The sequence below is a fragment of the Janibacter hoylei PVAS-1 genome (assembly GCF_000297495.1).
Lineage (GTDB): Bacteria > Actinomycetota > Actinomycetes > Actinomycetales > Dermatophilaceae > Janibacter > Janibacter hoylei.
Map to the genome: position 1 here is coordinate 36,273 of NZ_ALWX01000003.1, position 11,843 is coordinate 48,115.

The 11,843-nt window shown below is 72.1% G+C and carries 13 protein-coding genes and 1 tRNA gene; 3 read left to right on the forward strand and 11 right to left on the reverse strand.

Annotation, left to right across the window (positions count from 1 at the left end):
• Window positions 1-28: 28 nt before the first annotated feature.
• Window positions 29-709: a 50S ribosomal protein L25/general stress protein Ctc gene (locus tag B277_RS00670; RefSeq protein ID WP_007923993.1), complete on the reverse strand. Its 681-nt coding sequence runs from the start codon at window positions 707-709 to the stop codon at window positions 29-31.
• Between the two features lie 186 nt (window positions 710-895).
• Window positions 896-1,933, reverse strand: coding sequence for an EamA family transporter (locus B277_RS00675; protein WP_128276930.1), 1,038 nt, complete (start codon window positions 1,931-1,933; stop codon window positions 896-898).
• Between the two features lie 79 nt (window positions 1,934-2,012).
• On the opposite strand from B277_RS00675, the gene B277_RS00680 reads away from it, so the two are divergent.
• Window positions 2,013-2,543, forward strand: coding sequence for a CGNR zinc finger domain-containing protein (locus B277_RS00680; protein WP_007923995.1), 531 nt, complete (start codon window positions 2,013-2,015; stop codon window positions 2,541-2,543).
• 52 nt (window positions 2,544-2,595) lie between these two features.
• Here the strand turns inward: B277_RS00680 and B277_RS00685 are convergent, their stop codons facing one another.
• From B277_RS00685 to B277_RS00715, 7 genes are all read right to left on the reverse strand, one after another.
• Entirely contained in the window at window positions 2,596-3,567 is a 972-nt protein-coding gene (locus tag B277_RS00685; RefSeq protein WP_007923996.1) for a ribose-phosphate diphosphokinase, read from the reverse strand.
• Complete coding sequence (gene glmU, locus B277_RS00690) at window positions 3,564-5,045, reverse strand: bifunctional UDP-N-acetylglucosamine diphosphorylase/glucosamine-1-phosphate N-acetyltransferase GlmU (protein WP_040880444.1); 1,482 nt, start codon at window positions 5,043-5,045, stop codon at window positions 3,564-3,566. The genes B277_RS00685 and glmU overlap by 4 nt, the downstream gene beginning before the upstream one ends.
• A gap of 253 nt (window positions 5,046-5,298) precedes the next feature.
• The gene (locus B277_RS00695) at window positions 5,299-5,973 is read right to left on the reverse strand and encodes a histidine phosphatase family protein (protein ID WP_007923998.1); all 675 of its coding nucleotides are present in this window, start codon (window positions 5,971-5,973) and stop codon (window positions 5,299-5,301) included.
• Window positions 5,974-6,060: 87 nt separating this feature from the next.
• Window positions 6,061-6,288: a hypothetical protein gene (locus tag B277_RS00700; RefSeq protein ID WP_007923999.1), complete on the reverse strand. Its 228-nt coding sequence runs from the start codon at window positions 6,286-6,288 to the stop codon at window positions 6,061-6,063.
• Window positions 6,289-6,429: 141 nt separating this feature from the next.
• On the reverse strand, window positions 6,430-7,809 hold the full coding sequence (locus B277_RS00705; protein ID WP_128276931.1) for a hypothetical protein: 1,380 nt from the start codon (window positions 7,807-7,809) through the stop codon (window positions 6,430-6,432).
• Window positions 7,806-9,191, reverse strand: coding sequence for a hypothetical protein (locus tag B277_RS16340; protein ID WP_007924003.1), 1,386 nt, complete (start codon window positions 9,189-9,191; stop codon window positions 7,806-7,808). The genes B277_RS00705 and B277_RS16340 overlap by 4 nt, the downstream gene beginning before the upstream one ends.
• A gap of 31 nt (window positions 9,192-9,222) precedes the next feature.
• Window positions 9,223-9,304 (reverse strand) — tRNA-Gln (locus B277_RS00715).
• 109 nt (window positions 9,305-9,413) lie between these two features.
• On the opposite strand from B277_RS00715, the gene B277_RS00720 reads away from it, so the two are divergent.
• Window positions 9,414-10,013, forward strand: a complete 600-nt coding sequence (locus B277_RS00720; protein ID WP_007924005.1) for a TetR/AcrR family transcriptional regulator — start codon at window positions 9,414-9,416, stop codon at window positions 10,011-10,013.
• 105 nt (window positions 10,014-10,118) lie between these two features.
• Here B277_RS00720 and B277_RS00725 read toward each other — a convergent pair whose 3' ends face one another.
• Complete coding sequence (locus B277_RS00725) at window positions 10,119-10,442, reverse strand: VOC family protein (RefSeq protein ID WP_007924007.1); 324 nt, start codon at window positions 10,440-10,442, stop codon at window positions 10,119-10,121.
• Window positions 10,439-11,239 carry a methyltransferase domain-containing protein gene (locus tag B277_RS00730; protein WP_007924009.1) on the reverse strand — a complete coding sequence of 267 codons (801 nt, stop codon included), beginning with the start codon at window positions 11,237-11,239 and terminating at the stop codon, window positions 10,439-10,441. Before B277_RS00730 ends, B277_RS00725 begins: the two co-directional genes overlap by 4 nt.
• 95 nt (window positions 11,240-11,334) lie before the next feature.
• On the opposite strand from B277_RS00730, the gene B277_RS00735 reads away from it, so the two are divergent.
• Window positions 11,335-11,841: a MarR family winged helix-turn-helix transcriptional regulator gene (locus B277_RS00735; RefSeq protein WP_007924016.1), complete on the forward strand. Its 507-nt coding sequence runs from the start codon at window positions 11,335-11,337 to the stop codon at window positions 11,839-11,841.
• Window positions 11,842-11,843 lie beyond the last annotated feature (2 nt).

Consider the following 11,843-nt stretch of genomic DNA (forward strand, 5'->3'; position numbering starts at 1 on the left):
CAGTGGTTGCGCGAGGTCGCGCGGTGGGTCACTCCTGCTCGGAGGACTCCTCGCCACCCTCGGCGGCCTCGGACTCGCCCTCGGCGGCCTCGTCCTCGGGGGCGTCGTGCTCGATGCCGGCCTCGGCCTCGGCCTCGGCGAGCTCGGCCTCGAGCTCCTCGGCGGAGATCTGCTGGGTGATGTTGACGACGAGCAGCTCGGCGTCGGATGCGAGCGTCGAACCGGCCGGCATCTCGACCTGGCCGGCGAGGATCTGGGTGCCGACCTCGAGGCCCTCGACGGAGACGACGAGCGCCTCGGGCAGGTTGGTGACGTCGGCCTCGATCTCGAGGGTCGCGTTGTCGACCGTGACGACGGTCTCCGGGGCGGCGTCGCCCTCGACGTGGACGGGGACCTCGACGGTGACCTTCTCGCCGCGCTTGACGATGACGAGGTCGACGTGCTCGATGATCGGCTTGATCGGGTCGCGCTGGACGTCCTTGGCCAGGGCCAGCTGGTCCGACTCGCCCTCGACGGCGATGGTGAGCAGAGCGTTGGGGTTCTTCAGCGCCTGGAAGGTGTCGTGGAAGGGCAGCGCGAGGTGGATCGGGGCCTCGCCGTGGCCGTAGAGGACCGCGGGGACCTTGTCGGCGCGGCGCAGCTTGCGGGCCGCACCCTTGCCGAACTCGGTGCGCTTGTCGGACACCAGGCGGATCTCGTCGCTGGACATGTGTTGCTCCTTGCTCGTGGGGGGGGTGCCCGCGCGGGGAGCGGGCGAGTCTGACGGCGGTGGCCTCGACGTGGGACGCGGCGCGGACGGATGTCGACGCGCAGGCACAGGACCCACGGACGGCACCGCGTCGATCACGGATCGCTGCGACCGTGCAGCGTCCCTCGCCGAGGCAACCCGTGGATACTAGTGGACCCGCGCGGGCTGGGCCAAGTCGGTCTCCTCGTCGCGGCCGAGGAGCGCGGTGTCGACGTCGTCGGTCGGCAGCGGCCCGCCGGCGACCTCCCTTTCGCCGAGCTTGACCGCGATGACGCCGGCGAGGACCGCGAGGCCACCGGCCGCCTGCACCGGCGACATCGCCTCGCCGACGACCAGCCAGGCGAAGACGATCGCGAAGAGGACCTCGCTCAGCCCGACGAAGGATGCCACGGTCCCGCCGAGCAGACGTGCAGCGGCGATGCCACTGGCGTACGCGAGTGCTCCGGCGACGACGGCGAGCTCGACGATCGCCACCCACCAAGGGGCGGACCAGCCGGCGAGGTCGACGCTCGAGGTGGTGGCCTCCATGGGCAGGACGCCGAGGGCGGCGACGACGAGCAGCCCCACGGCGCCGACCGCCAGCCCTCCCCCGGCGAAGCTGATGGGGGGCAGTGACTCTTCCTCGTCGGCTGCGACGAGGAAGAAGACGACCAGGCCGATGGCTGCGAGCAGGCCCCATGCGACCCCGACGACGTCGAGGCGGGCGCCCGAGGTCACGTCGAGCACGAGGACGAGACCGATGATCGCGGCGCCCACGCCGGCGGTCGTCAGCCGCGACGGCCGGCGGCCGTGCCGGGCCCATACCCACCCGACGATGAGCACGGGGGCCAGGTACTCGAGGAGCAGCGCGACGCCGACGGACAGCCGGTCGACGGCCATGAAGTAGGCGAACTGGCAGCCGGCCACCGCGAAGATCCCGTAGGCGATGATCCGACCGATGTTGCGCCGTAGCAGGTGCCAGTGGCCGTGCATGGCCAGAGCGGCCGGGACGAGCATGACGAGGGCGGCGCCGGTGATGCGCGCCGTGACGATCGCGCCGGGGCTCCAGCCGCTGGCGAGCAGCGCCTGGCCGAAGGTCCCCGACGAGCCGAAGGTCGCCGCGGACGCGAGCGCCACGAGCAACCCGACGAAGGGGGTGCGCTGCGGGGTGAGGTCGGCGGCCGCCACGGCTGCTCCTGACGTCATGGGTGAAGTAGCCTGATGCCGATGACGCTAGACCCGATCGACGTCAGGAGTCAATGTGGTCTTTGCCCATGACACGGATGTGGCGCTGCAGACCGCCGCCGCACTGGTCAACACCGCGGACGGGGCCTTCCCCGACGACGAGGGCGACACTCTGGAGACGACCGACCAACTGCGCGACTTCTACGTCGAGTGGGCGTGGACGGGGCGCTTCGACGGCGACTCCGCCGAGCTCGAGCAGGTGCGGGCCCTGCGCCCCCGGCTGCGCGCGGTGTGGGCGGCGGCGGACGACGCCGAGGCCACGGTGGCGCTCGTCAACGACCTGCTGCGCACCGGCGAGGCACTCCCCCAGCTCGTCGACCACGACGACTACGGCTGGCACATCCACGCGACCGGCGCCGACGCGCCCTTCGCCGACCGGATGCAGGTCGAGGCGGCGATGGCCCTCGTCGACGTCATCCGCGCCGGCGAGCTCTCCCGACTGCGGGTCTGCGCCGCCGACGACTGCGACGACGTGCTCGTCGACCTCTCGCGCAACCGGTCCAGGCGCTACTGCGACGGCGGCTGCGGCAACCGCTTGGCGGCCGCCGCCTACCGCTCGCGGCGCTCCTGACGACGAGAGCGGCCGGCGCAAGGAGTCTGCGCCGGGCCGCTCTCGTGGTGGGTCAGTTGAAGAGGCTGGTGACCGACCCGTCCTCGAAGACCTCGCGGATGGCGCGGGAGACGAGCGGCGCGATCGACAGGACCGTCAGGTCGTCGAACTTCTGCTCCTCCGTGAGGGGCAGCGTGTCGGTGACGATGACCTCCTCGGCGGCACAGGCCTGCATCCGCTCGACCGCCGGCCCGGAGAAGATGGCGTGCGTCGCGGCGATGATGACACCGGCGGCCCCGTCCTCCATGAGCGCGTCGGCGGCCTTGGTGATCGTGCCCGCGGTGTCGATCATGTCGTCGACGAGCACGCACCAGCGGCCCTCGACCTCACCGACGACGCGGTTGGCGACCGACTCGTTGGGCCGGTCGATGTTGCGCGTCTTGTGGATGAAGGCCAGCGGCACGCCGCCGAGCTGGCGGGACCACTGCTCGGCGACCTTGATCCGGCCGGCGTCCGGGGAGACGACGGCGAGCTTGCGGTCGCCGTACTTCTCCTTGACGTACTCGGCGAGGATCGGTCGGGCCATGAGGTGGTCGACGGGGCCGTCGAAGAAGCCCTGGATCTGGTCGGTGTGCAGGTCGACCGCGATGAGCCGGTCGGCACCGGCCGTCTTGAAGAGGTCGGCCATGAGGCGGGCCGAGATCGGCTCGCGCCCGCGGTGCTTCTTGTCCTGGCGGGCGTAGCCGTAGAAGGGCTGCACGACGGTGATCCGCTTGGCGCTGGCGCGCTTGAGCGCGTCGACCATGAGCAGCTGCTCCATGATCGCTTCGTTGATCGGAGTGCTGTGGCTCTGCAGGACGAAGGCGTCGCACCCACGCACCGACTCCTCGTAGCGCACGTAGATCTCGCCGTTGGCGAACTCGTAGGCGCTCGACGGCACGAGGTCGGTGCCGAGCTCGCGGGCGACCGCGTCGGCCAGCTCGGGGTGCGTGCGCCCCGTGAAGACCATGAGGTTCTTCTCGGTCGTCTTGTTGATGCCGGTCACTGGGAGTCCTCGCTGCTGTCGGGGGTGGCGGACGAAGGGGGTGTGGCCGCAGCCCGGGCGGCCGCCTCGGTGGGCGTACCGGCACGATGCGCCGCGACCCAGCCGTCGATGTTGCGCTGGCGGCCGCGGGCGATGCCGAGCTGGCCGGGCCCGACCGCGTCGGTCAGGGCGGAGCCGGCGGCGACGTAGGCACCGTCGGCCACCTCGACCGGCGCGACGAGCACGGTGTCGGAGCCGACGAAGGAGTGCTTGCCGATGACGGTCTGGTGCTTGTTGACCCCGTCGTAGTTGGCGAAGATCGTGCCGGCGCCGATGTTGGCCCCCTCGCCGATGATCGCGTCACCCGCGTAGGTGAGGTGCGGGACCTTGGCCCCGTCGCCGATCTTGGCGTTCTTCGTCTCGACGAAGCCGCCGATCTTCCCCTTCGCCCCGAGCTCGGTCCCGGGACGCAGGTAGGAGAAGGGCCCGACCGTGGCGCCGGCGCCGACGACGGCGAGGTGGCCCTCGGCCCGCTTGACCTCGGCGCCGTCCCCGACCTCGCAGTCGGTGAGGGTGACGTCGGGGCCGATCGTCGCCTCGGCACCGATGGTCGTCGCGCCGAGCAGCTGGGTGCCGGGGAGGATGCGGGTGTCCTGGCCGATGGTGACGTCGACGTCGATCCACGTCGAGTCGGGGTCGACGATCGTCACGCCGGCGCGCATGTGGCGCTCGAGGACCCGCTGGTTGAGCACCTTGCCCAGGCCGGCGAGCTGGACGCGGTCGTTGACGCCCTCGGTCTGCCAGAGGTCGTCGAGCACGTGGGCGGCGACGGTGCCGCCGGCGGCGCGGGCCAACTCGAGCACGTCCGTGAGGTACTTCTCGCCCTGCGCGTTGTCCGTCGTGACGTTGGCGAGCTCGCGGCGGAGCACGGCGGCGTCGAAGGCGTAGATGCCGGAGTTGATCTCGCGGATCTCCCGCTCCGCCTCGCTCGCGTCCTTGAACTCGACGATGCGCTCGACGTTGCCCGCGGCGTCGCGGACGATCCGGCCGTAGGCCTTGGCGTCCTCGAGCACCGAGGTGACGACGGTGACCGCGGCCTGCGCCTGCGTGTGCGCGCGGGTCAGCTCGCTGATCGTCTCCGCCGACAGGAGTGGCACGTCACCCATGGTGACGACGATCGTGCCGGTGAGGTCCGCGGGCAGGGCCTCGAGGCCGCACTCGACGGCCCGGCCGGTGCCCTTGACCTCGTCCTGGTCGGCGGTGCGGCATGGGATCTGCCACCGCTCGCCGTAGGCGGCGATGAAGTCGGCGACCCGGTCGCGCTGGTGGCGGATGACGACGACGGTCTCGCTGGCCCCGGCACCGGCGGCCGCGCGCATCGCGTGGCCGAGGAGCGGAGCTCCGCCGATCGGGTGCAGGACCTTGGGGAGGGTCGACTTCATCCGGGTTCCCTCGCCGGCGGCGAGGATGATGACTGCGTCTGGACGGACGTCGTTCACGCGGTTGATCTCCGAGGTGTCGGGGGCGCGGCCGGCCGACTGGGCCGCCTCGCCACTCTAGCGGCCGACCGTCGCCGGGATCGACCGAGCCGGGGTCAGAGCAGCTCGCGCCGCCCCCGGGTCGGCGAGTACTGCGGCGACCGACCGCGCCGGGCCGACCTCGTCGCCCTCGACGACGACCTCGCGGTCACCGGCGTCATGCGTACTGGCGTCCGGGTGCGGGGTGGGCAGCAGCCTCCACGCGGCTGAGACGTCAGTCGAGCTCCTCGTCGATCGCCTCGCCCGTGACGTCGTGGGCGCGGACGCTCGCGAGGTGGGCACCACCGAGCGGGTCACCGGTCCATCGCACGAGGTCCCAGCCCTCCCCCGGCCGGCCGTCGAGCAGGACGAGGCCGGTGTTGTTGATCCACCGACCTTCGATGTCGTCGGCGTCCAGCTCCGCCGCGAGCGTGGCGAAGACGCGGATCGCCGCGCCGTGGCTGAAGAGCGCGACGGTGTCGTCGCGACCGTGCGCCCCGGCGATCGAGCGCACCGCGCCGTCGAAGCGCGCCATGAAGTCGTGGCCGGTCGTCCCGCCCGGCACCGCGTGGTCGAGGTCGCGGTGCAGCCACGCGGCCAGCCCACCGAGGTAGCCCTCGACGGCCACCTGGTCGGCACGCATCTCGAAGTCGCCGGCGGCGATCTCCTCGAGCCCCTCGCGCACTCGTACCTCGAGCGAGCGCTCCTGCGCCAGTGGCACCCCCGTCAGCTGGGTGCGCACGAGCGGCGAGGCGTAGACCGCGCTGACGTCCTCGTCGGCGAGTGCTGCAGGCACCGCCGCCGCCTGGCGCTGGCCGAGCTCGGTCAGGCCGGCTCCGGGGTAGGCGGTGTCGAGCGCGCCCGTGACGTTGTGAGGGGTCTGTCCGTGCCGGATGAGGAGGAGTCGCACCCCAGCAGGCTACGCAGCGGCGCGCGGACGCCGGACCGCCCCCGTCCGGTGGACGAGGGCGGTCTGGTCGGATGGGCGGCGCTGGGCTCAGCGCACCATGCAGGGCCGCTTCGGGTCGAAGGTCCACCCGGGGACGAAGGCCTGCATGGCGACGGCGTCGTCGCGCGACCCGAGCCCGTGCTCCTGGTACAACGCGTGCGCCTGGGCGAGCCGGTCCCCGTCGATCGTCAGGCCCAGCACGACGTGACGCTCCCGATCGACGCCCTGGCCGACTTCGTCGAGGTCACGTCGGTCCGCGAGGGCGTGCAGGGCCACCCGGTCGCTCTCCCCTCGACGAGGACGACGGCCTGTGGGTTGCCCCCCCCCCACCACTGGCCTCCGGGCGCGTCCACGGCGCAAGCGGTTTTGCCGTCGCGGTGGTGGCCCTGGCCGGACGAGGCGATCGGCTGCCCCCGATCAGTCCCGCCGCTCCACCTCGTCCACCCCGACGACCCAGGCATGGCTGCGGGAGGGGCGGCTGTACCGGCCACCGCGACGCTCCTGGTACTCCTGGAGCACCGCGAAGCCGTCCGGCGAGACATCAGCGCCGGGCGAGAGACCGTCATCGGTCTCGGCAACGAGCTCGGCCGTGCGCGTGTCGACGATGCGGAAGGAGCTCTCCGCCGCATCGCTGAAGAGCTTGTCGGTCGGCAGGAAGAAGACGATGAGCCGACCCCGTGGGTCATTGGTCGCGATGCGATAGCCCTCGGGCACCTCGACGTCCCCGACGACCTCGTCCTCGAGGGCATCGCGCAGGGTGAGGGTGTCGCCGTCGCGCGAGATCTCGAAGCGGTCGTGGACGACCGACCGCCCGTCGGGCACCTCCTGCGACCGCTCCACCGGCGGCACGTCCACGGTGACGACGCGGTCGCCGTCGAGCAGCCGCACGCCGTCGTCGCACCGCACGACCGGTGTCGCCTCGCCGGCGAGGCGGCCCCCGGAGTCCCCGGGGTTGTCCAAGCGCGCGCCGGGGCACGACGTGCGCGCCAGCTCCTCCCCCGAGCGAAGGGAGGTCACCGTCACCACGTCGCCCGCCCGGTGGATCGCCTCGTCCTCGCGCACGAGGACGCGCCCGCGGGGCGCGTCCTGCCAGGTGCGCGCCACCTTGCCGGTGTCGAGGTCGAGCGCCTGCGTCGTCTCCTCGTCGGGGGTGATGAGGGCATAGCGCTGCTCCGGCAGACCGCCGGGGTAGAGCGTCGCCAGGTCGACGTCGCAGCCGACCTCGGTGTCGTGGCTCCAGGCGACGCTCGCGTCCTCGAGCACCACCCCGGAGACGACGAGGCGGCCGCCGGTGACGTCCTCGCCGAGGCGGGCGCCACCTCCCGGTGACATGCACGAGACCACCGCGACGTGCCGGGTCGACATCCCGACGAACTCGGCCTCGTCCCCGGGCCGGACGGCCTTGTCGCCGTGGGCGACGAGCAGGTCGGTGGCCCGTGCCTCGACCTCGCCGTCCGCACGCTCGACCCGGACGTCACCACCGAGGGTCGAGACGAGGGCGCCGTCGGAGGTGAGCGTGCCGTCGCCGTAGAAGCGCGACCCGCCCCACCGCTCACCCGTCGGCGCGTGCTCCACCCACTCACCGTCCTCGTCGCCGTACGTGAACCACCCGTTGGGCCCGATGCGCACGCTGTGGGACCGCTCGGACGTGTAGTAGTGGACCCGGCCGTCGACGCTCCCGCCGCCGCCGATGGCTCCGCGCAGGACGACGCCGACGAGGAAGGCGACGATCGCCAGGGCGGCGAGCACCGCGAGGGTGAGCTTGGTGGCGTCGGCAGCCTTGCTCGGGGTGCTCACCGCATCCCCTTCGGCGCCGCGACCCACAGCCGTGTGCCCTCGATGTCCTCGTCGTCGGCCTCGACGAGGATCACGCCGTCAGGCGAGGTGTCGGCACCGGCCCGCATGACGCCATTGGTCGTCACGACCATCTCCCCGGTGCGGGTGTCGAAGGCCCGGTAGGCACCTCGGGGCCGCTCGCCTCCGGTGTCGAACTCGGTGAAGGTGATGAGCCGGCCCACCGGGCCGAAGGCGCCGAGCTTCATGCCGTCGGGCACGTCGAGCACGCCGATCTCCTGGTCCTGCAGGCCGTCCCGCAGGGTCACCTGGTCGCCGTCACGCTGGAGCAGGTGGCGACCATGGGCGACCTGCTGCCCGTCGGGCAGCTCCTCGCCCGTGGCCAACGGCGGGGCGTCGATCTCGACGAAGTCGTCGTCCTCGACGACGTGGACGCGGTCGCGGCAGGTGACGAAGGGGGTGACCTCCGGCGACAGCTGCTGGGTGATCTCGTCGGGTCGTCCCGGGGAGGCCCACGGGCACTCCACCCGGGCGAGCTCCTTGCCGGTGCGTAGGGACCGCCAACCGACGACGTCGTCGTCGCTCTCGTTCACGAGCGCCTTGTCACCGCTGATGACGATGTCGCTCCGGGGACGGCCCGAGCGCTCGAGCACGACCTCGCCCGTCGCGACGTCGATGACGAGGAGGTGCTCCTCGCTCGGCACCAGGAGGGCGTACTGCTGTGCGGGCAGGGTCCGGGGCTTGCTCAGCGGCCGAGCGTCGGGCCCGCACTCGATCCCGACGTCCTTGACCCAGTCGATCGAGGCGTCCTCGAGGGAGAGACCGGCGAGCACGGCCTTGCCACCCTCGACCTCCTCGGTGAGACGTGAGGGCGACGGGGCCACACAGGTCGTGACGACGACCTGCTCCTCGCCGAAGGCGACGGTCTGCACGTCCTCGCCACCCCACAGGTCGTCCTCCCCGAGCTCGTCGGCGATCTCCTTCGTCGTCCGCGAGCTCGTCGACCCCTCACGCTGCACGAGCACCTTGGCATCGCCCGGCTGCACGACGACCCCGTCCTGCGAGATCGACATCTGCGAGTCGAGCTCGCCGATCGTCCACGACTCGCCGGTGTGCACGTTGCGGGCGACGTAGTCGCCCCCGCCGCCGGGGTGGGTCACCCACCCGTCGGGCCCGAGCTGGACCGACAGGTCCTCGCTGTCCCAGACGATGTTGCCCGAGACCTCCGGCGGGTCGAGGCGCCCGCTGAGCGCCCCGAGACCACCGGGTAGGAAGGAGACGACCCCTGCGGCAAACATCCCGACGAGGGCCAGCACGCCGACGACCTTGAGTGCGCGCGGCACCGCGCGGGAGGGCTGAGGGGAGAGGTCGTGGGGGGCGCTCACCGGCTCATTGTGGCCGATCGGCGTCGACCGATGGCTCCCCGGGTAGGAGTCGAACCTACGTCGCTAGTCCTGATTCAAAGTCAGGCGGGCCCTGCCGGCAGACCAACCGGGGAATGCCGCCGGAGCGGCACGGTCAGGGTAGTCGACAGGCTGCTCCGTGCCGTCACCGACAATGGGGGCATGAGCCAGCAGGACGAAGGGCGGCCGCCGCGCCGCCCGCGCATGACCGGTGCGGCACGGCGTGAGCAGCTCGTGAGCGTCGGGCGCGGACTCTTCGCGGCGAAGGGGGTCGACGGCACCTCCGTGGAGGAGATCGCCGGCGCGGCCGAGGTGTCCAAGCCGGTCGTGTACGAGCACTTCGGCGGCAAGGAGGGGCTCTACGCCGTGGTCGTCGACCGTGAGCTGAGCGTCCTCACCGAGGCCGTGACGACGGCGCTCACCGCGGGCGGCACCGACCGGCAGATCATCGAGCGAGCGGCTCTCGCGCTGCTCGACTACATCGAGGGCTCACCGGACGGCTTCCGCATCCTCGCGCGGGACGTCTCCGGCGAGGCCCCCAGCGGCACCTACTCCTCGCTGATCTCCGATGTCGCGACCCAGGTCGCCCACCTGCTCTCCGAGCCCTTCGAGCAGCGGGGTTTCGACCCGACCACGGCGCCGATGTACGCCCAGATGCTCGTCGGTCTGGTCTCCCTCACGGGGCAGTGGTGGCTCGAGACCCGCCAGCCGGACAAGGAGTCCGTGGCCGCCCACCTCGTCAACCTCGCGTGGAACGGTCTCGACGGCCTCGAGCCCCACCCCACGCTGCACGGGCGGAACTGACCTCCCTTCGCCCGGTTCCCATGCACCGCGCACGCCTGCACGTGCGGGGTGTATGGGAATGGCGGAGGTCAGGCCTGCTGGAGCTCGACCCTGTTCCCCACCGGGTCATCGGTGTGGAAGCGCCGCACCCCCGGGATCGCCTCGTCCCAGCGCACCTCTCCCCCCGGCAGCCGTCACGGCCTCCGCCAGGGCGTCGACGTCGTCGACGAGGAAGCACGGGTGGGCCTTGCGCGCCGGAGTGAAGTCGGCCTCGACGCCGCAGTGCAGCTCCCGGTCCCCCGCCTGGAACCACGCTCCACCGCGGGCCGCGAGGACCCGCGGCTTGGGGATCTCCGGCATCCCGAGGAGGTCACCGTAGAAGGCCCGCAGCGCGTCCTCGCTGCCTGCGGGACAGGCGATCTGGACGTGGTGCAGCCCGAGGACGCTCACGCCTTGCGCCCGACGGCGAAGACGCGACGGAAGGCCAGGAGGACCCCGGCGGGGGTGCGCGGGTAGGCGGCCGTCAGCTTGGCGGCGTAGGCAGCGAGGAAGGCCTCGCGCTCGCCCTCGTCCTCGAGGACCTCGAGCATCGGTCGCAGACCGGTGCCGCTGACCCAGTCGAGCACCGGGTTGTCACTGGCCCCCTCGGGGTCGAGCACGTGCGTGTAGGTCGTCTCCCACGCGTCGACGGCGAGCCCGCGAGCCGTGAGCACCTGCAGGTAGGTCGACGGGTCGCCGGCGCCGAAGCGCTTGCTCGCGGCCTCGAGCTCGCCGCTGCGCGGGTGGTCGACCGCCGTCTCGCGCATGAGCGCGTGGGTCGGCGCGTCGTAGTTGCCCGGCACCTGCAGGGCAAACCAGCCGTCCGCGGCGAGGGCGTCGACCCAGGTCTCGATGAGGGGCAGGTGGCGTGGCACCCACTGCAGCGCAGCATTGCTGACGATGACGTCGGGCGCCGCGCCCAGGCTGGCGATGTCCCAGTCGGCGAGGTCGGCCTCGACCCACTCGACGCGCCCGTCGGTGTCGAGGGCGCGCGCCGCGTCGAGCATCTCGACGCTGCTGTCCACCCCGACGACCCTGGCCTGCGGCCAGCGCTCGGCGAGCGAGAGGGTCAGCGGGCCGTTGCCGCAGCCGAGGTCGACGACGAGCCCCGGCTCCTGCGCGTCGACGCGTGCCATGAGATCCACGAAGGGTCGGGAGCGTTCGCTCGAGAACTGGCCGTAGCGGGTCGGGTCCCAGGTCACCGTCATGTGTGCGTGCCTCCTCGTTCGGGTCCGTGCAGCCTAACCAACGACCATGCATATGTCTCGATATCAAGATTCACGACCGCAGGTATTCTTGACGGATGAGCAGCCGCCACGACCCGTCCGACGACGTCGACGCCATCGTCGAGGCCTGGCGCCGCGAGCGTCCCGACCTCGACGTCGAGCCGTTGCACGTCTTCTCACGCGTCTCCCGGCTCGCCCGGCTGCTCGACCTCGACCGCACGAGCGCCTTCGCCCGGCACGAGCTCGAGGGCTGGGAGTTCGACGTGCTCTCCGCGCTGCGCCGCGCCGGCGAGCCCTACCAGCTCTCCCCCGGCCGCCTGGTCCAGGAGACCCTCGTGACCTCGGGGACGATGACCAACCGCATCGACCGCCTCGCCACCAAGGGCTGGGTCGAGCGCCTCCCGTCGCCCACCGACCGTCGGGGGGTCATCGTCCGCCTGACGCAGGGAGGCCAAGCGGCGGTCGACGCCGCGATGGCCGACCTGCTGGCCCGCGAGGGCGAGCTCCTCGACGACATGTCGGCCGACGAGCGGGCCGCGCTCACCCGCGCGCTCAAGCGGCTGCTCGCCCCCTTCGAGGCCTGACC